Raw genomic sequence first — 23,387 nt, forward strand, 5'->3', positions numbered from 1 at the left:
TTAAATTAAGTTTTTTATTTAATCTCTTCTATAAACTGTATATTCTAATATCTTACTTAAAAAGTTTTCTGTATTTAGGTCCTATTTTTTCTATTAATAAAGTTCTTAATTCATCTATTAAAGAACCTTCTAAATCAATCTTTCTTATTATGGAAACCTGTCTTCTATTGAAATATATTAAAAAATAATCCTTAGTCTCTATTACCTCATAAAATTTGTAATACTTAACTTTACTTTTTCCTTTAAAAGCTGTACTCTTAACCACTACAACATCATCAAAGAAATCTAAAGTTTCTATTGCCTTTAAAACTCCAGCTTTATCAGCCTTGACTCTTTCTCTATTTTGAAATTCAATTTTCACAATTATTGCAAATAGAGTTATAGCTAATAATATTAACCAATAAATTAAAAAGCTCTTTATTTCAAAAGCTCCATTATTATAAGAAACAAATCCTGCCATTAAAGCAGTAATTATTATAATAACTGGTATTGTAAATTTCTTTCTTAAAAAAGTAGCTATGTACAAAAACCTATGGTAATCTTTTTTATCCATAGAGGTTTTTATGGTAAATAATTTCTTTTCGCTCATGTTAAACTCCCTCATGAAATATTTATTATAATAAGTATTTTATCAAAACAAGATAAATTAATAAATATTCAAAAAAATTTGTGTCAGAACTAAATTCTAAAAGGTCTAGCTACTACAAATAAAATTATTTTTGCTTAGCTTGTATTTCTTTTTCTAATTTAGCATTCTCATCTTTAAGATTTTTTACATTACCTTTAAGACTTTTCAGTTCTTTGTCATCATATAATTTTTCTGTATCATTTTTTATAGTCTTTATTTTTGCAACCTCTTCATTGTATTCCTTTGAGTAATCATGAACCATAAGGTTAGGCGTAATACCTAAAATCACCGCTAATACAATAACTACTTTATGAGTCTTTATAAAATCAATAATCCTACTCATCATTTATACCTCTAATCAATTTAATTTATCTAATTCATTCTTAAGATCAGCATTTTTCTTTTCTAAATCTTTTTGCTGAGAAATCAATTCTTCTTTTTGTTTTTTTATTGTCTCTTTAGCATCTATTTGACCTTGTTCTAAAGCTTCTCTTTCCTTTTGTACTGCTCTTAATTCAGTTTTGCTATGATAAACCATCGGTTGTAAAAAACTAAAACCTATTGAAAAAATTGTAAGCAACACTATAAAAGATATTATTTGATTGGCTATTCTTTTTGCTAAGCTTTTCTCTCCATTATCGCTTCCATCATCATAATTATTATAGTAATCATCCATAATTTCTCTCCTCCTCTTAAGTATCCGTTTTCATTCTATCATATTTTATTATCATTATATATATTTTAATCCTTTAAATTTCTTTTTTTGTAACTATTTGGATATTATTAATGAGTATAATTATATTTACAAACAATTAATTATGGAGGATTGTATGAAAAAATTTAGTGCACTTATTATACTAATCTTTATTCTGCCAATAAGCACTCTTTTTTTAGGATGTGGTAGCTCACCTAAAGATGAAATTATAAAATCACCTAACAAAATTTTTGTTTACTATGATGGCTCTCCTATTGAAATTTCAAAGGATGATAAAATATTCAAAGAAATAGTTGAATTGACTAACAAAAGAATAGATAAAGATAAAATTTCTACTGCTCAGGATGTTGTTTCCGAGAACTATGTGGATTCTCTAAAGAAAGAAAAGCTTTCCTTAGAATTTTTATATGAAGAAGAACAAGAAATGAATTTAACTGGTGATGGCTTCACCCCTATAAAATATACCAAACTCTTCTTTCCTTTAGTAATTAGTGATAATTCAAATTATGATTCTAGTTCTATAATAGGTACTTTTCAATATAGTAATATACAAGGATATACTGATTCCTCTAGAGGCTCCCTAAATGAATCTAAAGAACTAGTAGAACTTCTTATGAACAACATCACTAATAAAAAATAATACTAAATAAGCTATAGCAAAATAAATTTCTACTATACCTTATTTTTATATTTTATTAGATTATATTATTTAAATTATTAAGGAGATTAGTATGAAAAAAGTTAGTACAATTTTATTATTAATGCTACTACCCATTAATTTTTTATTTCAAGGATGTAATATATCTAATGAGGAAATCATAAAACCACCTAATAAAATCGTTGTTTACTATGATGGTGCTCCTATTGAGGTTTCAAAAGATGATAAAATATTCAAAGAAATAGTTGATTTAACCAACAGAAGAATTGATAAAGATGAAATCTCTACTGTTAAGGATATTGTTTCCGAAAACTATGTAGATTCTCTTAAGACAAAAAAACTTTCCTTAGAATTTTTATATGATGATGAACAAGAAATGAATTTAACTGGTGATGGCTTTATGCCTATGAAATATACTAAACTATTCTTTCTTTTAGTTAGTTCTGAAAACTTAGATATATCTAACTACTTTCAATACGGTACTTCTAAGAATGGATATACCAATTCATCAAGAGGACCACTAAAAGAATCTATAGAACTTATAGAACTTATAATGAATCAGGTAGTTAATAAATAGCTTAAAGTTTAGTCTAAACAAGTTTTTATTTATAAATATTACTATAGTTTAAATATCTATAGAATAACAAAATAAGGTGCTTTAACTCTTAATTCTTAAGAACTTAAATGCACCTTATTTTTTTAATTTTGTAGTTTAAAATTTATTTTGTAAGCTTCTTAAGGCTTGTAATAATCTACTTCTTCTTTAAGCTTTTCTATTGATTTAACTTTTATTTTTCCTGAATTATAATCAAGAATTCCTTCTTCTACCAACTGATTTATTATTCTATTTATACTTCTAATATTTGATCCTACCCCTTCAACTAATAAATCTTTGGTAATAACCAAATTATTTTTATAAAGTGTGTTTAATATGATGTACATAACCCTATATCTTAAAGTGTAGAAAGCATTAACTCGCTCTCTTTTACAACAATCATAATTTCTTTCTGCTATAAGCTTACTTATAAACACTGAAAACTTATTGTCTAATTCCATCCATTTAACAAAAGCTTCTTTACTTATCTCTAATGTTTTACATTCTGATAAAGCTTCTACTGTTGTGACAACTTCCTTATCAATTAAAGCTTCTAATTCACCAAATATGGTTGCTTCACTATCAATGTCTTCTAAGTATATAGCACCTGTAAAATCTGAATGATATGTCTTTATTTTTCCTTCTAATAAGACATATACAAAATCGCAACCTTCATTTTGAATTAATAACTTTTCTCCATATTTAAAACTTCTATGTTTTAATTCTTTTTTAATCTCTTTTGGACAGTTATTTATAAACTCTATTAATTCGCAACCTTTCACTTATAATCACACCCATAAAAATAGTTTTATCTATTATAGTGTTAATTTATTTTCACCTTGTTCCTTATAACTAGCGTACCATTCCAATAATCCTGATATTGATAAGATTAATTGAATAGCAACTAAAATTAACATTACATAGTATCCATTTAATATATATATAATTATAAACAATATGTTGCTTAATATCCATAAAATCCAGTTTTCATATAACTTCTTACTTAACCAATACTGAGCTACTAAGCCAAGTACAGCTGTTAAACTATCTAGTACTGCGTTTTGAGCATGTAATATATTTATTTCTATATATCCCCAAACTGCCCATGCTGCTAATATAACAATAGTCCATATTATTTGTCCTTTATTGGTTAATCCTGATGTTACTACGTTATCCTCTTGATCTGCATTTTTAACCCAATAATACCAACCAAATATGTTAAAACCAACTTGGAAACAAGCTAATATTGCTAAAGCATATAATCCTGTGTTGTAGTATATGTATAAATAAGCTAATACTGTAATTATTCCAAATATAAAGTTTGATACCTTTTCTCTAGATAATAACCATACATTTATTATTCCCATTACCGATGCAAACATTTCTATTGCGCTTGAGTTTATTGAAAATCCTACTAATAAACATATAGCACATGATATTACAACAAATAATGGGCTACAAGTATATGAAGTAAATTTTTTCATTAATTCCATAATAATATCCTCCTTAGTTTTCTAATTTCCCTTTAAGATTTTATATTAATTTCTTTCTAAATATTTAAAGAACAAATCCACTTTTTGATTCTAATATTCCTTTAAAAATTGATTCACAATACTTGTACATTTTTCAGCAATACTTTTAAAATTCTCTAAGACCTCTTCGTGAGTTATTTCTTCATCTGAGTATGCTGCCGCTAAGCAAGGTACTCCTGAAAATCCTAAGACTTTCATTCCACAATGATTAGCTACTATAACCTCTGGAACTGTTGACATTCCTACAACATCGGCCCCTAAAGAAGCTGCCATTAATGTCTCCACAGCAGTTTCATAGCTTGGTCCAGAGAACATTGCATATACCCCTTCTTTTAAGTTTATATTTAAATCTTTTGCAATATTTTTAACTTTTTCTCTTAACACTCTATCATATGGATAGCCTAAATCAGGAAATCTCTCACCAAATTCAGATAAATTTTCTCCTCTTAATGGATTATCTCCAGCAAAGTTTATATGATTTCTTATTACTAGTAAATCTCCTGCCTCAATACTTTCTTTAGCCTGTCCAGAACAATTAGTAACTATAAGTGTTTCAACTCCTAAAAGCTTCATTACCCTAATAGGCAATGTTATCCTTTGCATTGAATGCCCCTCATAATAATGGCATCTTCCTTTCATGGCTACAACCTCTTTACCATGTAACTTTCCAATTATTAAAATACCTTCATGTCCATCAATAGTAGGTACAGGAAAGTTAGGTATATCCATATATCTATAATATTCAGCGTCCTCTATTTCATTTGCTAAATCTCCTAAGCCAGTTCCTAAAACTATACCTATCTTAGGAGAATATTTACTTTTAGAATTTATATATTCATAAGCTTCTTTAATTTCTTTTGATAGATTAATCATTGATTCTCCTCCTCATTTATTTCCTACAAGCTTATTATTAAATATTAGGTAAATGTTTTCAAGGACATTTGTCCAAGAGTTTTTCACCTAAAAAATTCATATAATTGTATAAAAAAATAAGTACGTCAATTAAAATTTGACGTACTTATTTTTCTGATAATTATAATATTTGTCTTTAATATATCTTAATTTAAATAATATTCTATAACTCTATTTCCACTCTGAAACATTTTCTAATCCTGGAATAGATGATGCTTTAAATACAGGCTCTTTTATTCCTGCTTTCTTTTGCTTTGTATAGTCTTTTAAAACTAAGAAAGCTTTTTTGCTAAGTAATGTTATTGCTATTAAGTTTAATATTGCCATAAGTCCCATAAATAAATCAGCTAAGTTCCAAACTATTTGTATTTCTGCTACTGATCCAAATAAAACCATACCAATAACTAATACTCTATATATAACTAAGAAATATTTTTTACTATTTAAAAATTCTATATTTGACTCTCCATAATAGTAGTTACCAACTATTGAACTGAAAGCAAATAATAATATACATATTGCTAAGAATATTCCTGCCCATGATCCTAATTCAGTTGTTAATGCATTTTGTGCAAGAGATATTCCTGTTATAGACTTGTCCATATAATTAACATCTGATAAAAGTATCATAAATGCTGTACAGCTACATATTAATAATGTATCGGTGAATACACCTAATGTTTGAATAAGACCTTGCTTAACTGGGTGACTTACATCTGCAGTCGCTGCTGCGTTAGGTGCACTACCCATACCAGCTTCATTTGAGAAAAGCCCTCTCTTTATTCCCATAAGTACGGCACCACCTAAAGTACCACCTACTACTTCTCTAAATCCGAAAGCATTTTCAAATATTAATTTTAAAACTGAAGGTAACTCTGTTATATTAGTTATTAAGATAAATACAGCTACCCCTATATAAGCTAATGCCATTACAGGAACTATAACTTCTGAAACCTTAGCAACTCTTGTAACTCCTCCAAATATTACGAAGCAAGTTATAATAGTTATTATTACCCCTACTAATAATCTATCTGTTCCAAAAGCATTATTAAATGCTATAGTTATTGTATTTGCTTGAACTGAATTGAATATTAATCCAAAACATATTGATATAAGTATTGAGAATGCTACACCCATCCATTTTTTATTAAGTCCTTTTTGCATGTAATAAGCAGGACCTCCTCTGAATGTACCATCTGGATTTTTTTGTTTATATACCTGTGCTAATGTTGATTCAACAAAGCTTGAAGCCGCTCCTATTAATGCTATTAACCACATCCAGAAAATAGCTCCTGGACCTCCTAAAGAAATGGCAATTGCAATACCAGCGATATTTCCTGTACCAACTCTTGATGCTGTACTAATACAAAAAGCCTGAAAAGAAGATATACTTCCTTTTTTCTTATCTTTTTTAGAAGATGCTGTTATACCATCTCCTAATAGTCTTATCATTTCTTTAAAATACCTAAATTGTACGAATCTTGTTTTAATAGAAAAATAAATTCCTAAAACTATAAGTAACGCAATTAAGATATAACTCCATAATACATTATTAACATTTGAAATTATTTGATTTAACAATTCCATCCCTTCATCCTCCGTAAAACACAAATTTAACTTTTTATTAATTCTACACTACAAATAAATAAAATGCAAGAATTATTTTTAATCCTTCATTATTCATTATTTAACCTCAATTATCATAGTATATGCACTATTTATTGCAAGGTTGTCTATACATTAATTCATCTATATAACTTTTAAAATATACCATTTTCGAATATATTTTTATTATAACTATATATTTTTCGTTTTTTTCATACTCCTTTTAATTTTATTAGAATTATGTTAAATAATTATGAAGAATCATATCATTAAATTTTTTATAAAAATAAATAAATTTTAGACAACGAACAATACAAACACTTGATATTTAAATTTTTCGTGATATAATATATAATAATTTTAACTCGTATATAATCGGTAATATGGTCCGAAAGTTTCTACCTGCTAACCGTAAAACAGCAGACTACGAGGAGTTGTACGATATATCTAGAAATACTAGTGTATAAAAGCAACACCTCTAAAAAGGTGTTGCTTTTTTTATTAAGTATAACTTCCTAAAAGTTCTAAGAAAACTTTCTTTATATGAGTTTTAAGATTTAAAAATATATCCTTTTAAATAAATAGTTCTTTTAAGATTGTTTTCAAGTTTGAACTAATATCTTGTATTCTTTCTAGACTTATAGAGAATTTTTATTTAAGAAATATATTAAAAATCTTAGATTTAATTATTCTAATGAAAATTATAAGGAGATGAAAAGATGGAAAAGCAAAAAGTGAAAAATACGGAAGTTAACTTAATTTATGGAGTAGATGATGATTTAGATTTACCTAAAAAAGTTTTATTTGGACTTCAACATATATTCGCTGCCTTTGGAGGAATTATCGTTGTTCCTTTAGTTATAGCTACCTCTCTTGGCTTCGATAATAAGACTACAACGGCATTAATAAGTGCTTCAATTTTAGCTTCTGGACTTGCTACAGTTATACAAGCTAAGGGAGTTGGAAAGGTTGGTGCAAGAGTTGCATGTATTATGGGGACTGATTTCACCTTTGTATCACCAGCAATTTCAGTAGGTTCAGTTCTTGGCTTACCGGGGATCATTGGGGCTACAATACTTGGATCTTTATTTGAAGTTATTTTAAGCTTCTTTATAAAACCTTTAATGAAATTCTTTCCTCCTCTTGTTACTGGAACTGTAGTTGCATTAATAGGATTAACTCTACTTCCTGTATCAATAGATTGGGCTGCTGGCGGTGCTGGTTCATCTAATTATGCTAGCTTAGAAAACTTAGCTGTAGCAATGTTTGTATTGGTAATAACTCTTTTACTTAATAATTATGGAAAAGGAATGATTAGTAGTGCCTCAATACTTATAGGTATAGTTGTTGGATATATAATTTGTATTCCTCTTGGATTAGTTGATTTTACTCCTGTGAAAGAAGCTAGTTGGTTATCATTCCCTAAGATACTTGAATTCGGAGTAACTTTTGATGCTAAAGCTGTAATGGCATTTATCCCTGCTTACTTTGTTGCTACAATCGGAACTGTTGGTTGTTTAAAAGCTATTGGAGAAACATCTAACATTGATATTGATGATAAAAGAGTGGCTGCTGGAGTATTATCTGATGGTGTAGGAAGTGCCTTAGGTGGATTAGTAGGTTCTTGTCCTAATACTTCTTTTAGCCAAAATATAGGTATTATTTCTCTTACAAAAGTAGCTAGCCGTCATGTGGCTGTTATGGCAGGAATACTATTAGTTATACTTGGCTTTTTACCTAAGGTAGCTGCTATAATAACAGGAATACCAAACCCAGTTTTAGGTGGCGTTGGAATAATGATGTTCGGAACTGTGGCCGCTGCTGGTATAAGAACCTTAAGTAATATAGATCTTACAGAACGTAATCTTTTAATAATAGCAATTTCTATGGGTCTTGGTCTTGGTGTTACATTTAGACCTGATGTAATTCAAAATCTTCCTGAAGCAATAAGAATGATTTTCTCTTCTGGAATATCAACTGGAACAATAGCAGCCTTAATATTAAATGCTGTGTTAAAAGAAAGTCCTAAATCTATGGAATTTGAAAATATGTACGATGATGAAGAAATAAAAGCAAGCTAAAGTATTAATAATAGATAAAAAGGATACATGAAATAAAAACTTCATGTATCCTTTTTTTATTTTATAAGCTACTTCAAAATACGTTTTGTAACAAAATCTAAATCTAATAAATCGACCTTACCATCCTTATTTACATCAGCAGATTCATTAAAAGATTCATCACCTAAACTTTTTCCATAATTTTTAGATACAATTGCTAAATCACCTGAATCTATTTTTCCATTCTTATTTAGATCATCAGTTTCTACTGTTATTATTAAAGAATTAAATTTATCAATGGATTTTTCTAAATTAATTAAAGCAAGCTCCACATCATCTTTAGTAGAAAGTTTATTCTCTGATACCACTTCTGCATTCTTTATTTCTTCTTCTAGAATTCCTTTAGCACCTAAATGATACTGTCCATTTTCAATTCCTTCTATAGCAGCATTTAAAATCTCTCTTGCCTCTTCTATTTTCTTCTTAAGAACTGATTTATCAACTTCCTGTTCATCTATAATGGAAAATACTCCATTTGCCCAATTACATTCATCATAAGCATTTCCATCACCATAATCTGTGACCTTCAATGTTAATATTTGAGTTCCATGTATATCTAGGTTTACAGTCTTCTCATCTTTATATCCCATTCTTCCACTATCATATATTTTTTCATTATCAGCCCAAATCTCAAAAGTCGCTGATGGGCGTCCCCATTGATCTGATCCCCCTTCAGTTTCATCATCAATACCTATAATTGATGTAAAATTATAAGAATCTCCTCCTAAGAATATTTGTGTTTCACCATTAGCATGAGTACCTAATCCTGAAGTATAAGTTTTTTCATTAATAACTATTGGGCCATTTTTAATATTTTTATTACGCTTAGCTTCTCCTCCCCAACCTACAGTTGAAGTAATCCAATCAATATCACCTAGCTTTTCACCATCTGCTGGCTTATTCATTGTTTTAAAACTCTTAGTCGTCTCTATTTCAAATTTAGTCTCCTCTGAATCATATTCAAATAAGGCATTTGATTTAATTACAAAATCACCTTTTTCTTTAGGTGTCGAAACTCTCCATTTACTAACAAAAGTTTCTCCAGTTGCTAAGCTTTCATTTTTTACTTCAATCTCTTCCACAGTAAATCCCTCTGGAACTTCTAAAAAAGCTTTAATATTTTTCATAGTTTCCTTACCAGTGTTTTGAATTTCAGTTGAAATTATAACTTGATCATCAGTAGGTAATATATTTTGGAAATTCAAAATTATACTTTGTTCCTTATCAACTTCACCTATAGCAGCTTCTGATACTCTAAATACTTCAACACCATGTGCCGGAATTGTAACATTTATCTGATCAGTAATTCTTTCAGTTGTTTTATCCCATAAATCATAAATCTTATATGCGCTTGACTTAGGTAAATCTATATAATCTTGATTTGTTAATTCATTTATAGAAACACTTGATGAAACCTCTGAATTTGATTTATTAAAAAAGCAAATTGCTAACTCATTATTTTCTAAAGGTTTAACTATAATATCAACATTCCCATCAGTTTTATATTTTCTTCCTTGAATACCTCTTACATCTTGATCTATATCTATTAAGTCTTTATTAGTTATTATTTGATAAGTTTGATTGTCTGTATCTACAGTTCCATCCTCATTAATAAATGTTCTAATATCATTTCCTAATATTAAAGGAGCAGCCATCATACACCATAATGTAAAGTGCGATTTATTTTCTTCATAAGTTAAATTTCCATTTCCTACTTCTAACATATCAGGATCATTAAAATGTCCTGGACCTGCATAATCATAAAGCTGAATATTTTTATTATATATATCCATTATTCTTCCCCAATTTGCAGATATATCAGGAGTAGTTCTCCAAGAGTTTCCTATACCTTTTCCCCATTCCCATGGATTATTATTTCCCCATTCACATATTGAGAAAAATATAGGTTTTTCATCCTCTCCAGTTTTCTCTGATTGGACCTTTGTTGCTTTTTTAAGTTCTTGTCCCATTCTATCATATAAAGCTATCGCACTATCCTTACCTGTTGCTATGGGATTAGAAATTTTAACTTTATTGCTTCCAGCCTTTAAATCTACTATAAGTTGATGTCTCCCTGTTGGATTCCAAGCTGAAGTTGGTGGTACCATTGCTTCATACATATTTTCATCATTAACTAAAACCTGTGCATATTTTTCAAAATTACCACTCTTTTTAAGCCCTATAGTTAAAACATATTCTCCATCTTCTTCTACATTTATATTTTCAAACTCAATATACCCCCCATTAGCATTTAAACCTGTAACATATTTCCCACCATAAGAATTACTTGCATTTATAATTCTTGCATTTCCATATAAGTTAGCATCTTCAGCTTCTATTATTATAGAATCCCTTTCTCCTTTCTTTCCAATGTATAATCTGTCAATTTCTGGTGCCTCAGTTGGTAATGGTATGTTGTGGCAGAAATCATATTTAAAATATTCAATTCCCCATTCTGCAAAAGTTTCAGCATCAATTTTTTCATTACCTAAACTTGCTGGTAAATCCTCACATGTAAATGTACCATTTGATGTATAGAGTCCTAATTTCATTCCCTTTTCATTAACTTTATTAACTAATTCTTTCATACCACTTGGAAAATTAGTTAAATCAGCCTGTAACTTTCCATTTTCATCTCTCATTGAAGATTGCCAACAATCATCTAAGTTTAAATATTCATACCCTAAACCTACTAACCCTGACTTTTCCATAGCATCAGCCATAGCTAATATATCCTGTTCATTTATTTTTTCCTTAAAAAAATTCCAGCTAGACCACCCCATTTGAGGAGTTAATCCCACCCCATTGTCATAAATATCATCATTATCTTTTCTTAACCATTCTTTACTTCTTTTTTGTTCAGTTATAATAGTATTCTCGTTGTTATCTTTAGCAAAAACTAATGTTCCTGCTAAACTTTGAGTTACCATTAACCCACTTATAATCATGGCCATTTTTTTGAACTTCACTAAATTCTCCCCCCCACTAATATTTTATATAATTAACTTTAATTTACTTATGAAACTATTTTTTACTCTCTTTTTCTATAACTTCCATTCCCTCCTTCTCTATAGCTTCAGTTCCAAAAATAAATATATCGTTTACTTTTAGTAATGGTACACTAGCTTCTAATCCATCTGGCATTTTTATATTTTTAGTTATTTTTTTGAACTCATCATTTACATCATCCTCTGCAATATTTTTTGCAGAAATTTTATAACTTTCAGGATTAACTATCTTTTTCTCATTAATCATCATCTCTAAATTCCCTTTAAATTCTTCGCCATCAGTACATGATTTACAAGGATTATAAAAATAATACTCTATATTTACCAATCTCTTTTCATTTCTTGAAATCCCCAATAAACATACTCCAAGCAAAATAGTTATTACAAGTGATATCCCAATTACCTTTTTAGTCTTACTTTTCACTTAAATTTCCTCCTAAAATATAAATTAACCTTCATTTATTTGATATATATATATTTATGTAAAGCTTGAATTATTCAAATAATAAAAAAACACATTCTAGCATTTAACTAGAATGTGTTCTTATTAATCTACATACCTAAAATTTTTCATACTTATATCTAATACCTTAAAAGAATGTGTGACTGCTCCTGTAGAAATAAAATCAACTCCTGTCTTAGCTATTTCTGATATAGTATCTAAAGTTACATTACCAGAAGCTTCAACCTCAGCATTTCCATCTATTAAAATTACAGCTTTTTTAAGAGTTTCTATATCCATATTATCTAACATGATTATGTCTGCTTTTGCTTCCAAAGCTTCATATAATTGTTCAATATTTTCAACTTCAACTTCTATTTTTCTAACAAAGGGAGAATTTTTTCTTGCTAGAAAAATTGCATTTTTTATTCCACCTGCAGCTTCTATGTGATTATCTTTTATCATAACTCCATCATTTAATCCAAATCTATGGTTAGTTCCTCCCCCAACCTTAACAGCATATTTTTCAAATAATCTCATATTAGGAGTTGTTTTTCTTGTATCTAAAAGTCTTACATTTGTTCCCTCTAATTTCTTAGTGAATTCTCTTGTAAGTGTTGCTATTCCGCACATCCTTTGCATGTAATTTAAAGCTACTCTTTCTCCCATAAGAATATTTTTAGCATCGCCAGAAACTTCCCCAAAACATTCTCCTTTTTTAATTTCATCTCCATCTTTTACTGAAAATTTAACTTCCACACCACCTAAAATTTTAAAGACCATCTTAAAAACTTCCGTACCAGCTATTACCCCATCTTCCTTAGCTATTACATCGACCTTGGCCACTTTATTATTTAATACTAGGGCTTCTGTTGTTACATCTCCATACTGTAAATCTTCATTAAGAGCTTTTCTTACATTCTCCTCCATAAGTAACCAATTCATCAATAATATCTCCTCTCAAATTTTCAATCTCATCAAGTAAAACTTTTCTATTTAATTTTCTATAATATTCTAAATTGCTATAAATCCGCTTTGCTTTGCTAATCATACAATAATCTATATTTTTATTAATCTCAAAAGAACCTCTTCTTGAAAATACTAAGGCTTCTAACAAAGAATTACTAGCAAGTCTATTTGCTCCATGAACCCCAGTACAGCTTACCTCTCCAAAGGCATATAAATTTTTCATAGATGTCTTACCATATAAATCCACCTCAATTCCTCCCATAAAATAGTGTTGAGCTGGGGCTACAGGTATTGGTTCTTTACTAATATCAATTCCTTCTTTTAAACATTCATTATATATATTAGGAAATCTATGTTTTAAAAAACTTTTTTTCATAAAAGAAACATCTAAAAATACATTTCTAGAGTTTGTTTTTCTCATCTCTTCATATATACGCTTAGTTACTACATCCCTAGGTAATAGTTCATCTACAAATCTTTCTCCATGACAATTAATTAATTTGCCTCCTTCTCCTCTAACAGATTCAGATATAAGAAACTTCTTCCGATTTCGCTTTCCACTTAAAAAGGCAGTTGGATGAAATTGAATATATCCTATATCCTTAACAGCTATGTCTTTTCTTAAAGCTATTCCAAGACTATCTCCAGTTAAAATTCTTTCATTTGTTGAATTCTTAAACAATCCTCCAATTCCTCCAGTAGCTAAAATAACTACTTTAGCATATATATTTATTCCTTTACCTTCTTTAATAAAAATTGCTCCATTGCACTTATTATTACTTTCAAATATATCAACCATTTCACAGTTTTCTATTATTTTAACATTGCTTTTTCTACGTATATTTTCTAAAAGAACTTCTTCAACTCGTTTTCCTGTTATATCCTTGTGGTAAACAATTCTGTTTATTGCATGAGCACCCTCTTTAGTAAAACATAATCCATTTTCATCTACTTCAAAATCAACACCTAATTTAATTAATTCTTCTACATTCTCCATTGATTCCTCAACTAAAATCTTAAGAGAACTCATTTTATTTTCATATCTTCCTGCTCTTAAAGTATCTTCAATAAATAGGTTAAAATCTTCTTCTCCTCTAGCCACAGCAATTCCTCCTTGAGCTAGAGAAGAGTTGCATTCATTAGCTCTCCCCTTAGAAACCATAACTATATTTAAATCTTCTCTTAAGTTAAGGGCTGCATATAAACCAGCAACCCCTGTTCCTACTATTAAAACATCAGTTAAAATCTCCATAGCTTACTCTCCAAGCTTATGCATATTTTCTAAGGAATTATATGCTTTTATTCTTAAATCTTCATCTATTTCAACTACATTTTTCATATTCAAAAGACTTTCATAAAGTTGTTCTAAAGTAGTTATTTTCATGCTTGGACAAATCATGCTTCCATAAGGAGTGTAAAACTCTTTTTCTGGATTATGCTTCTTAAGCTGATGAATTACGCCTTCTTCTGTTACTATAAGAAATTTTTTACCTTGTGAGTTATTAACAAAATTTATTATTTCACCAGTACTTCCTATAAAGTCTGCTTCCTCTCTTATTTCTTTATTACATTCTGGATGGACAACAATTATAATTTCTTCATGTTCTTTTCTAAATTTTGAGATTTCCTCTTTCTTTATCCTCTCATGAATTATACAAAAACCATCCCATAATATAATTTTCTTCTCTGGTATTTGTTCTTGAATATATGATCCTAAATTTTTATCAGGTAAAAATATAATTTCATCTTCTTTTATATTTTTTATAATATTTAAAGCATTAGATGAAGTACAACAAACATCTGATACAGCCTTAACCTCTGCAGAAGAATTTATATAACAAACTACTTTTGCCTTTGGATGTTTCTTCTTAAGTTCAGAAACTCCTTCAACGCTTGCCATGTCTGCCATTGTACATCCAGCTTCCATAACCGGTAATATAACTTTTTTCTCTGGAGAAAGAATTTTTGCACTTTCAGCCATAAACTTTACTCCACAAAAAACTATAGTATTTTCCCCACAATTTTTCGCTATTTTGCTTAAGTAATATGAATCTCCTACAGCATCGGCTATATCCTGAACCTCAGGAATTTGATAATAATGAGCCAATATAATAGCTCCCTTTTCCCTTTTTAACTTCAATATTTCATCCCTTATGCACATATTTAATCCCCCATTTTATACACAAACGTACTTTTATGTAATTTTTTACTATATATAATAGCATCATTAGAAATGTATTTCAATATATAGATTTTATTGGAATTTATAATTAATCATATTATTCTAAAAAATTTAGTTATTAAATAGTAAAATAGACTTCTTATATTTATATAAAATAAAAAGTCTGTATTAAAACAACTAAAAATTTTCTAACTTAAAGTTTTAATACAGACTTTTAAATATTATTTTTTATAATGTTTTATTAAGGCTTGAGTTCCTAAGTCCCCAAATCCTTCTTTTTCTAAGGCTTCATAATTTTCTAATGCTTTACTTAAAACCTCTAATTCTAATCCATTAGCTAAAGCCTCATCTCTAGCCAATTTCATATCTTTTATAAAGTGCTTTATGAAAAATCCTGGTGCAAAATCATTGTCTAAGATTTTAGGAGAAACTAATTCTAATTGCTTACTTCCTGCGGCACCCGTAGACACTGAATCTAACATCTTTTTAACATCTAACCCTTTTTCCTCAGCATAAGCCATAGCCTCACAAACTCCTGATATAGCTCCTGCTATCATTATTTGATTTGCTAATTTAGTATGTTGTCCAAAACCTGCTTTCCCCTCATAATGAATATTAGTTCCCATTGCATTAAAGATAGGCATACAAACCTTATAATCCTCTTCATCTCCGCCAACTAAAATAGTTAAAGTTCCATTTTTAGCTCCAATATCTCCTCCTGTGACAGGAGCATCTAAAGCTTTTATGCCTTTTGACTTTGCCTCTTCATATATTCTAACCGCAAGCTCTGGACTAGATGTAGTCATATCAATAACATAACTTCCCTTTTTAACATTTTCAAGTATTCCATTCTTTCCAAAATAAACTTCCTCAACATCCTTTGGAAATCCTACTATAGTTATTGTAGCATCACAATTTTTAACACATTCTGATATAGTTGAATGAAATTCTGCTCCTTCTGAAATAACATCTAAAACTTTCCCTTTATTTCTAGCAAAAATAGAAACCTCAAATCCATTTTTCATAAGATTACGAACCATTGATTTTCCCATTATACCTACACCAATAAAACCAATTTTCTTCATAAAAACTCTCCTCTCTAAATATAAATTCTATCTATACATTTAATTCTTAAAATCTTTACTTTTAAATTTAGTCTTATAATTATTTATAAATTAAGATTAATACCTCTTAAATTAACAGATTATTTATCAAATAATCCTCCACCATTATTTTTCTTTCTTCCAGCTTGAACAAAACCAATAGTTTTTTGAGCTTTCATATTAGATTTTGTATTTTTACCTTTATTTTTCTTTTCTTCTATAAGTTTTTTCATCATTTCCATATTCTTATTCATTTGTCATTTCTCCTTTTATATAATTAAAATATCAAATTCTTATTTTAAAACTAATTTTATCTTAATACTAAATAATATACTCTACATAATAAGCATCATATACCTTTTTCATTACATATCCTAGTTTCTCTGCTAAAGCTACAGATTCAAGATTTGCAGCATCCCAGTTAGGATAGATATTATTTTCTATACAATATAAAATTAATGCTGATGCCACACTTTTGGCTAATCCTCTTCTTCTATAACCTGGTAAAGTATCAATTTCTATTTCAATTCCATTGTTGTAAACATTATAAGATGATGCTCCCGAAACAATCTTTTCATTGTGAATAATACAATATCCTATGCCCTTTTGTAAATAATCCTTAATAGAATCAAATTGACTTGTAAAATCAACAGTTAACTCTTGTAAAGATTGACTATATGCAATTTCTTCATCTATTTTTCTAATTTCATAACCCTCTGGAAGTTTTTCTATATTCTTTCTTAACTCTTCCAACTTTAAATTTTTTAAATTTCTTTCAAAAGCAAACCTCTTTACTTTACACACATATCACTTATGAATATTTTCTATGAGATTCCTCCATCTATAATCCTCTACTATAATTAATGCTTCATTTGGTATATTTTTTATTAATTCATAAGCTTCCTCTTTATTATAATCTCCTGCAAAGAAAATAAAAACTCCCACTAAAATTTGTGCAACTGTTGGATTTTCAACATTATCTACCCAAGCTCTTCCCATGTATCCTTCAATATAAGACTGAATCATTGTATCTTCCATTTTACCAAACATCTTTGAAACTTTATGTCTTTCTTCAATACTTAACTCATAAATCATTCTACCCACTCACTTTTCAATAATTATTTATAAACACCCCTTATTGTATCGGTATATTTGCCATTTAAATTTCTTACGCTTAATATTTTATCTAACAGATAATGGTTATAAATTTTATAGTCAATTATATTATTTATATTTATAATATCCTAAATTCATTGTTGATTAAAACAAAAAATTTTATTACCACAATTTTAAACTAGGAGGTCTTTGAGAATGAGTAGAGAGGAAATTAATAAAAACTTAGCCCAAATGTTAAAAGGTGGCGTAATTATGGATGTAACCAACAAAGAAGAAGCTATAATTGCCGAGAAAGCTGGTGCCTGTGCCGTTATGGCTCTTGAAAGAGTTCCATCTGATATAAGAAAAGAAGGTGGAGTTGCTAGAATGTCTGATCCTAAAATGATTAAAGAAATTCAGGAGGCTGTTTCTATTCCTGTTATGGCCAAAGTTAGAATCGGACATTTTGTTGAAGCAGAAATACTAGAGGCTTTATCTGTTGATTTTATAGATGAAAGTGAAGTCCTAACTCCAGCAGATAATAAATATCATATTGATAAAAAGAGATTCAAAGTTCCATTTGTATGTGGTGCTAGAAACCTTGGAGAAGCTCTAAGAAGAATCGGTGAAGGAGCTTCTATGATTAGGACTAAAGGCGAAGCTGGAACCGGTGATATTGTACAAGCAGTAACTCATATGAGACAAATTATGAATGAAATAAACCAAGTAAAAATGGCTTCATCAGAAGAACTTATGAATATGGCTAAAAAGTTCAATGCTCCTTATGAATTAATACAATATGTTCATGAATATGGTAAATTGCCTGTGGTAAATTTTGCAGCTGGAGGAATAGCAACCCCTGCCGATACAGCCCTTATGATGAAATTAGGAAGTGAAGGTGTCTTTGTCGGCTCTGGAATATTTAAGTCTGAAAATCCAGAAAAAAGAGCTAGAGCAATAGTTTTAGCAACTACTTTTTATAATGATCCAATAAAACTAGCTGAAATTTCAGAGGGATTAGGTGATGCTATGAAAGGAACAGCTTGTGATGAACTAGAGATAAAATATGAAGAAAGAGGCTGGTAATATGAAAATAGGTGTATTATCTTTACAAGGAGGATTTATAGAGCATATTAAATCAATAGAATCTATAGGCCATGAAGCCATAGAAGTCAAAGAGGCTTACCAGCTTAATAAATTAGATGCCTTAATACTTCCTGGTGGTGAAAGCACAACCATTGGAAAACTCTTAAGAATAACAGGGCTAATGGAACCATTAAAAGAAAGAATTAAAGAGGGGTTACCTGTATGGGGAACCTGTGCTGGAATGATTCTTCTCGCAAAAGAAATCGAAGGAGAAGAGATTCCCCACCTAGCATTAATGGATATAAGTGTTAAAAGAAATGCCTTTGGAAGACAAATTGATAGTTTTGAAACTTTTGAAAAAGTTAAGGGATTAGATGAACCTATAGAATTAATTTTCATAAGAGCTCCATATATTTCTGAGTATGGAAATGATGTAGAAATTCTATGCACAGTAGATAATAAAATAGTGGCTGCAAGAGAAAGAAATATGCTAGTAACGTCTTTTCATCCAGAACTAACTGATAATACTAATTTTCTTAATTACTTTATCGAAAAATTATGTTGATTTTAAATAATATAAGTTGTATAAAAACTTAATTATAAATATATTCAGGTAATAACTAGATTTCAATAAGAATTAATAGAAAGGTTGAATAAAATTAGAATACAGCCTTTCTATTTTTATTCTTTACATTGACATTAACTTTTCAGATATGCACTTTATTTTCTTATATTGTAATTAAGGTAGCTATTAACTATTATTTTATTTTTACTTTTACAATTTCAGGTCTATTGAATAATCTTGTTATTCTAGCACTATTTCCAAGGCCTCTACTAATAATAAGTTTATTTTTATTTCCATGAATTCCCTCAGTATATTTAGGAAAAAAACCTTGCCCTGGTGCAATTAATCCTCTTTTAACTATAGGAATTCTAAATTGACCTCCATGTGCATGACCAGAAAACATTACATCAAAATTATATTTTGAATATTCATCTTCAAACTTTTCTGGATAATGACTTAAAACAATCTTTAATCCTTCTAAACTTTCTAATCTTTTAAAAAGCTTATCAGCACACCAATATATATAGCTTCCATTGATCTTTTTAAATGGAGAATGTAACTGCCCATTTGGCACTTCAAACATACCTAATATATTAACTTTAATTCCATTTAAATCTAAAGTTATAATTTCATTTTTTAAAACTATAACTCCCTTTGATTTTAATTTTTCAAATATAAATTTAGCTTTTTTACACCTTTGCTCATTATTTCCTGAGATAAAAATCACTTTCGTACTCTTATTTAAATCGCTTAAAAAGTTTATTATTCCTTCCATATTTTTAAGATTTGAATCTATCATATCTCCAGTTGCAACAACTAGATCTGGGTTCTCTCTTAATATTAACTTTTTAAGATTTTTATTATTTTTTCCATACTCCTTGCCATGAAGATCTGACAAGTGAACCACTCTTATATCTTTGCCAATTCCACAATTAACTTCATAATTTGTTGTGCTTATTCCATTGTTCTCATAATAAAAAAATCCGGCTATGGCTGTTATTCCTAACATACTTAGTAAAATCTCCATAATATCACACCTACCCTCTTGATTAATTTCAAATAATATTTTTTTATATTTACATAATTCATTTTTATCTAATTTAACCATTTATTATTTTTAAAATTCTAAAAGTATTCTCATATATATACTTATAATTATATAAAATACTCTTATTCTATCATAAATAACTACTTAAGTCTTTAAATATAATTAACTAAAATAAATATAAAACTTGCTCTATACCAATATAAAAACATATTATTTAAAAATCTTGATGATAACTATGAATCTATAAATTCATAATGTGAATAAAAAAATTCATAAAATAACAAGTTTTTTCCACTAATTTTTATTAACATTGTATACATTTAGTTCATTATTTGTTAATAATTTACCTTTCTGTATCATTCAATGTGCAATAAACAAAATTTAATAAGAAAATTTTCCTAATCTTTCAAATCTCAAATTTGCTGTAAATGTTTAAAATGATATAATTTTACATAAAGATATTTAAATAAATTATTTGGCCAAGTAATATATTTTAATTCTTAAAAATTAATAATTAAATTTATATTATTTAGGAGTGATTTAAAAATGAATAAAAACCTTGAAGAAAAGAGAAACAGAACACTTGCAATGGGAGAAAAGAAAGTTATAAAGGTTAGAGCACCTAAAATTGATAAAACAGCTATAAGCCCATATGATCGTTATTGCGATGGATACGGAGCTCCAGGTGCTTATGGTAATGGGTATGTATCAGTTCTTAAAGTTTCAGTTGGTACTGTTAAGAAAACTAATGATATATTATTAGACGGTATTGTTTCTTATGATAGAGCTGAAATAAATGATGCCTATGTTGGACAAATAAACATGCTTACAGCATCATCTTTCTGTGGGGTTGCAGGTCAAGTTTGGGGACATGATTTAGCAACACATGACTCAATAATTAATGATGAAATAACCCCATTATATGAAATAGAACAATTTGATGGAACACCATTAAAAGTTTATGATGCTAAACCATTATTAGAATCTGGTATAGAACTTTTTGGTACAGAAAAAGATAGACGTTTTACAACTGCTCCAGGTGCTCACGTTATATGTGCAAATAAGAGTACTACTGCCTATAGACCAAAAGAAGATAGACCTTTAAAAGAAGGAGAAGCTTATGGTGTATGGTCATTTATAGCCATATCATTATCAAATGATAGAGATCATTGTGCGGACTTATTTATAGAAGATGCTGGTCTTTGGACAAAAAATGATAACCCAGATGACTTAAAGAAATTCTTAGAAGAACATAGAAAAGCTGTAACTTGGTCTGTAGTTGAATGTGGTAGAGACTCTCATGTTCTTTTTGAAAGAACTTATGTAGGTTTTGCTTATGTAATAATGAAACCAGGCGAAATTGGAAATGCTTTAACTTGTGCTCCTTATGTAACATTAGCAAGAGATGCTGTTCCTTCAGAAGGATTCTCAAGCTTAAATAGAATTTCTCTTTCTGAATGGTTAGATGATATGAATTTCGATTCTCTAGTTAACCCGAGTAAAAAATAATCCATAATAATTTCTTAATAAATTTATTATAGGAGGAGTTATTATGAGTAAAAGTAAGAGTAATAATAATGATAGTAAAAAATTAGGCGTAATTGCTCTTGCTGGGGTAGTAATAAGTGCTATGTTAGGTGGAGGTGTTTACAACCTTCCCCAAAACATGGCTCAATCTGCCTCTGCTGGTGCAATATTAATAGCTTGGATAATAACAGGTATAGGTATGTGGTTCATAGCTAATACATTTAGGATTCTTGCTGCTGCAAGACCTGATGCTACAACCGGTATCTATACTTATGGGGAACTTGGATTTGGTAAATTCACAGGCTTCTTAATGGCATGGGGATATTGGATATGTAACTCATTTGCCAATGTTGGATATGCTGTACTTTTAATGGATTCACTAAACTACTTTTTCCCTCCTTATTTCAAAGGCGGTAATAACTGGCTTTCAATTGCATGCGGTTCTATAGTTCTTTGGATTATATTCTTTATAGTATTAGCTGGAGTTAAACAAGCTAGTGCTTTAAATTTAATTGGTACAGTAGGTAAATTATTACCTCTAGCAATCTTCTTGCTAGTTTTATTATTTTGCTTTAAATTTTCTACTTTCTTTACTGACTTTTGGGGATTAAAAACAGTAGCAAAAGTTCATGATACTGCCCTAGGAGGTCTATTACCTCAAGTTAAAAGTACAATGCTTGTAACACTATGGGTATTTACTGGTATTGAAGGTGCTGTTGTTGTTTCTGGCAGAGCTAAATCACAAAAAGATGTTAGTAAAGCTACACTTTTAGGATTTATTGGCTGTCTTTTATTATATACACTACTTTCTTTATTACCATTAGGTGTATTTCCTCAAGGAGAAGTTTCTAAAATGGCTCCCCCATCAACAGCCGCAGTTTTAATGGGCGTAATGGGAAAATGGGGTAGCATAATTATGAACCTTGGTGTAATTATAGCCATATTAAGTTCTTGGCTTATATGGACAGTAATGCTTTCTGAGCTTCCTTTTGCAGCAGCTAAAGGCGGAACATTCCCTAAAATATTTGCTAAGGAAAATAAAAATGAATCTCCATCATTTTCTTTATTAGCTTCAACAATAGTTATGCAAATTATATTAATCTTTGTTCACTTTGCAGGAAATGCATGGAACATGATGCTTAGTATAACAAGTGTTATGGCACTTCCTTGTTACCTTATATGTACCTTATACCTATTTAAGATAACATATAAACATAATTACCCAACTGATATATTTGCAAAAAGAAAATATGCTATGATCACAGGAATTTTAGGATCACTTTTCGGAGTTTGGCTTATATATGCTGCTGGAATAAAATATATGCTTATTGCTCTAGTTATATATGCTTTAGGAATTCCTGTATTTATGAAAGCTAGAAAAGAAACTAGTCCTAATGAAAAAGAATTTACTAAAATTGAACGTTATTTCGCTATAGGTTTAATAATACTAGCCGTAATTGGACTAGTATATCTATTTAAATTTATGTAAAATTAAATAATTTGATTCCTACCCTAAAAATATTAAGGCTTTGGTGATTTTTGAATTCCTTGCATTAAGTCAAGTTTCAAAACTTACCAAAGCCTTTTAAAGCAATAC

The 23,387-nt window shown here is 29.0% G+C and carries 22 protein-coding genes, 1 pseudogene and 1 riboswitch; of the genes and pseudogenes, 7 read left to right on the forward strand and 16 right to left on the reverse strand.

Annotated features, from left to right (window positions below):
* Window positions 1–52: 52 nt before the first annotated feature.
* The 3 genes from OIF33_RS12195 to OIF33_RS12205 all read right to left on the reverse strand — a co-directional run bounded on the left by OIF33_RS12195 (window position 53) and on the right by OIF33_RS12205 (window position 1,304).
* Window positions 53–589 (reverse strand): YcxB family protein, encoded by a 537-nt coding sequence (locus OIF33_RS12195; RefSeq protein WP_322504535.1) that lies wholly within the window; start codon window positions 587–589, stop codon window positions 53–55.
* Window positions 590–713: 124 nt separating this feature from the next.
* The gene (locus OIF33_RS12200; RefSeq protein WP_322504536.1) at window positions 714–974 is read right to left on the reverse strand and encodes a hypothetical protein; all 261 of its coding nucleotides are present in this window, start codon (window positions 972–974) and stop codon (window positions 714–716) included.
* 12 nt (window positions 975–986) lie between these two features.
* Window positions 987–1,304 (reverse strand): hypothetical protein, encoded by a 318-nt coding sequence (locus OIF33_RS12205; RefSeq protein ID WP_322504537.1) that lies wholly within the window; start codon window positions 1,302–1,304, stop codon window positions 987–989.
* 154 nt (window positions 1,305–1,458) lie between these two features.
* On the opposite strand from OIF33_RS12205, the gene OIF33_RS12210 reads away from it, so the two are divergent.
* On the forward strand, window positions 1,459–1,983 hold the full coding sequence (locus OIF33_RS12210; protein ID WP_322504538.1) for a hypothetical protein: 525 nt from the start codon (window positions 1,459–1,461) through the stop codon (window positions 1,981–1,983).
* Between the two features lie 91 nt (window positions 1,984–2,074).
* On the forward strand, window positions 2,075–2,578 hold the full coding sequence (locus OIF33_RS12215; protein ID WP_322504539.1) for a hypothetical protein: 504 nt from the start codon (window positions 2,075–2,077) through the stop codon (window positions 2,576–2,578).
* A gap of 158 nt (window positions 2,579–2,736) precedes the next feature.
* Here the strand turns inward: OIF33_RS12215 and OIF33_RS12220 are convergent, their stop codons facing one another.
* From OIF33_RS12220 to OIF33_RS12235, 4 genes are all read right to left on the reverse strand, one after another.
* Window positions 2,737–3,378: a Crp/Fnr family transcriptional regulator gene (locus OIF33_RS12220; protein WP_322504540.1), complete on the reverse strand. Its 642-nt coding sequence runs from the start codon at window positions 3,376–3,378 to the stop codon at window positions 2,737–2,739.
* Window positions 3,379–3,411: 33 nt separating this feature from the next.
* Window positions 3,412–4,089 carry a nicotinamide riboside transporter PnuC gene (gene pnuC, locus OIF33_RS12225; RefSeq protein WP_322504541.1) on the reverse strand — a complete coding sequence of 226 codons (678 nt, stop codon included), beginning with the start codon at window positions 4,087–4,089 and terminating at the stop codon, window positions 3,412–3,414.
* Between the two features lie 90 nt (window positions 4,090–4,179).
* On the reverse strand, window positions 4,180–4,998 hold the full coding sequence (locus OIF33_RS12230; RefSeq protein WP_322504700.1) for a purine-nucleoside phosphorylase: 819 nt from the start codon (window positions 4,996–4,998) through the stop codon (window positions 4,180–4,182).
* Window positions 4,999–5,211: 213 nt separating this feature from the next.
* Complete coding sequence (locus OIF33_RS12235) at window positions 5,212–6,627, reverse strand: alanine/glycine:cation symporter family protein (RefSeq protein ID WP_322504542.1); 1,416 nt, start codon at window positions 6,625–6,627, stop codon at window positions 5,212–5,214.
* 363 nt (window positions 6,628–6,990) lie between these two features.
* A riboswitch (purine riboswitch) is annotated at window positions 6,991–7,092 on the forward strand.
* Window positions 7,093–7,364: 272 nt separating this feature from the next.
* On the opposite strand from OIF33_RS12235, the gene OIF33_RS12240 reads away from it, so the two are divergent.
* Complete coding sequence (locus tag OIF33_RS12240; protein WP_322504543.1) at window positions 7,365–8,726, forward strand: nucleobase:cation symporter-2 family protein; 1,362 nt, start codon at window positions 7,365–7,367, stop codon at window positions 8,724–8,726.
* 68 nt (window positions 8,727–8,794) lie between these two features.
* Here OIF33_RS12240 and OIF33_RS12245 read toward each other — a convergent pair whose 3' ends face one another.
* From OIF33_RS12245 to OIF33_RS12280, 8 genes and pseudogenes are all read right to left on the reverse strand, one after another.
* Window positions 8,795–11,734: an NPCBM/NEW2 domain-containing protein gene (locus OIF33_RS12245; RefSeq protein WP_322504544.1), complete on the reverse strand. Its 2,940-nt coding sequence runs from the start codon at window positions 11,732–11,734 to the stop codon at window positions 8,795–8,797.
* Window positions 11,735–11,789: 55 nt separating this feature from the next.
* Window positions 11,790–12,197, reverse strand: coding sequence for a hypothetical protein (locus OIF33_RS12250; protein ID WP_322504545.1), 408 nt, complete (start codon window positions 12,195–12,197; stop codon window positions 11,790–11,792).
* 123 nt (window positions 12,198–12,320) lie between these two features.
* Complete coding sequence (gene nadC / locus OIF33_RS12255) at window positions 12,321–13,160, reverse strand: carboxylating nicotinate-nucleotide diphosphorylase (protein ID WP_322504546.1); 840 nt, start codon at window positions 13,158–13,160, stop codon at window positions 12,321–12,323.
* Window positions 13,117–14,436, reverse strand: coding sequence for an L-aspartate oxidase (locus OIF33_RS12260; RefSeq protein ID WP_322504547.1), 1,320 nt, complete (start codon window positions 14,434–14,436; stop codon window positions 13,117–13,119). Before OIF33_RS12260 ends, nadC begins: the two co-directional genes overlap by 44 nt.
* Window positions 14,437–14,439: 3 nt before the next feature.
* Complete coding sequence (gene nadA, locus OIF33_RS12265) at window positions 14,440–15,345, reverse strand: quinolinate synthase NadA (protein WP_322504548.1); 906 nt, start codon at window positions 15,343–15,345, stop codon at window positions 14,440–14,442.
* A 242-nt stretch (window positions 15,346–15,587) separates the two neighbouring features.
* Window positions 15,588–16,451, reverse strand: a complete 864-nt coding sequence (locus OIF33_RS12270; RefSeq protein ID WP_322504549.1) for an NAD(P)-dependent oxidoreductase — start codon at window positions 16,449–16,451, stop codon at window positions 15,588–15,590.
* Window positions 16,452–16,570: 119 nt separating this feature from the next.
* Window positions 16,571–16,723 (reverse strand): hypothetical protein, encoded by a 153-nt coding sequence (locus OIF33_RS12275; RefSeq protein ID WP_322504550.1) that lies wholly within the window; start codon window positions 16,721–16,723, stop codon window positions 16,571–16,573.
* Between the two features lie 67 nt (window positions 16,724–16,790).
* Window positions 16,791–17,564: pseudogene (locus OIF33_RS12280) on the reverse strand (GNAT family N-acetyltransferase).
* A gap of 210 nt (window positions 17,565–17,774) precedes the next feature.
* Between OIF33_RS12280 and pdxS the strand changes: the two are divergent.
* Window positions 17,775–18,650, forward strand: coding sequence for a pyridoxal 5'-phosphate synthase lyase subunit PdxS (gene pdxS / locus OIF33_RS12285; RefSeq protein ID WP_322504551.1), 876 nt, complete (start codon window positions 17,775–17,777; stop codon window positions 18,648–18,650).
* Window position 18,651: 1 nt separating this feature from the next.
* Entirely contained in the window at window positions 18,652–19,215 is a 564-nt protein-coding gene (gene pdxT, locus OIF33_RS12290) for a pyridoxal 5'-phosphate synthase glutaminase subunit PdxT (protein WP_322504552.1), read from the forward strand.
* A 193-nt stretch (window positions 19,216–19,408) separates the two neighbouring features.
* Here the strand turns inward: pdxT and OIF33_RS12295 are convergent, their stop codons facing one another.
* Complete coding sequence (locus tag OIF33_RS12295) at window positions 19,409–20,242, reverse strand: metallophosphoesterase (protein ID WP_322504553.1); 834 nt, start codon at window positions 20,240–20,242, stop codon at window positions 19,409–19,411.
* A 567-nt stretch (window positions 20,243–20,809) separates the two neighbouring features.
* On the opposite strand from OIF33_RS12295, the gene hdcA reads away from it, so the two are divergent.
* Entirely contained in the window at window positions 20,810–21,772 is a 963-nt protein-coding gene (hdcA, locus tag OIF33_RS12300; RefSeq protein WP_322504554.1) for a histidine decarboxylase, pyruvoyl type, read from the forward strand.
* A gap of 43 nt (window positions 21,773–21,815) precedes the next feature.
* Window positions 21,816–23,279: a basic amino acid/polyamine antiporter gene (locus tag OIF33_RS12305; RefSeq protein WP_322504555.1), complete on the forward strand. Its 1,464-nt coding sequence runs from the start codon at window positions 21,816–21,818 to the stop codon at window positions 23,277–23,279.
* The last annotated feature ends 108 nt before the right edge of the window (window positions 23,280–23,387 follow it).

This window comes from Clostridium sp. LIBA-8841, from assembly GCF_034439435.1.
GTDB lineage: Bacteria > Bacillota > Clostridia > Clostridiales > Clostridiaceae > Sarcina.

Coding starts and splice junctions, on each gene's coding strand:
- OIF33_RS12235 (WP_322504542.1), bottom strand. CDS start 6,627: ATGGAATTGTTAAATCAAATAATTTCAAATGTTAATAATGTATTATGG.
- OIF33_RS12210 (WP_322504538.1), top strand. CDS start 1,459: ATGAAAAAATTTAGTGCACTTATTATACTAATCTTTATTCTGCCAATA.
- OIF33_RS12295 (WP_322504553.1), bottom strand. CDS start 20,242: ATGGAGATTTTACTAAGTATGTTAGGAATAACAGCCATAGCCGGATTT.
- OIF33_RS12260 (WP_322504547.1), bottom strand. CDS start 14,436: ATGGAGATTTTAACTGATGTTTTAATAGTAGGAACAGGGGTTGCTGGT.
- pdxT (WP_322504552.1), top strand. CDS start 18,652: ATGAAAATAGGTGTATTATCTTTACAAGGAGGATTTATAGAGCATATT.
- OIF33_RS12305 (WP_322504555.1), top strand. CDS start 21,816: ATGAGTAAAAGTAAGAGTAATAATAATGATAGTAAAAAATTAGGCGTA.
- OIF33_RS12200 (WP_322504536.1), bottom strand. CDS start 974: ATGATGAGTAGGATTATTGATTTTATAAAGACTCATAAAGTAGTTATT.
- OIF33_RS12240 (WP_322504543.1), top strand. CDS start 7,365: ATGGAAAAGCAAAAAGTGAAAAATACGGAAGTTAACTTAATTTATGGA.
- nadC (WP_322504546.1), bottom strand. CDS start 13,160: ATGAATTGGTTACTTATGGAGGAGAATGTAAGAAAAGCTCTTAATGAA.
- OIF33_RS12195 (WP_322504535.1), bottom strand. CDS start 589: ATGAGCGAAAAGAAATTATTTACCATAAAAACCTCTATGGATAAAAAA.
- hdcA (WP_322504554.1), top strand. CDS start 20,810: ATGAATAAAAACCTTGAAGAAAAGAGAAACAGAACACTTGCAATGGGA.
- pnuC (WP_322504541.1), bottom strand. CDS start 4,089: ATGGAATTAATGAAAAAATTTACTTCATATACTTGTAGCCCATTATTT.
- OIF33_RS12275 (WP_322504550.1), bottom strand. CDS start 16,723: ATGAATAAGAATATGGAAATGATGAAAAAACTTATAGAAGAAAAGAAA.
- OIF33_RS12215 (WP_322504539.1), top strand. CDS start 2,075: ATGAAAAAAGTTAGTACAATTTTATTATTAATGCTACTACCCATTAAT.
- nadA (WP_322504548.1), bottom strand. CDS start 15,345: ATGTGCATAAGGGATGAAATATTGAAGTTAAAAAGGGAAAAGGGAGCT.
- OIF33_RS12205 (WP_322504537.1), bottom strand. CDS start 1,304: ATGGATGATTACTATAATAATTATGATGATGGAAGCGATAATGGAGAG.
- OIF33_RS12270 (WP_322504549.1), bottom strand. CDS start 16,451: ATGAAGAAAATTGGTTTTATTGGTGTAGGTATAATGGGAAAATCAATG.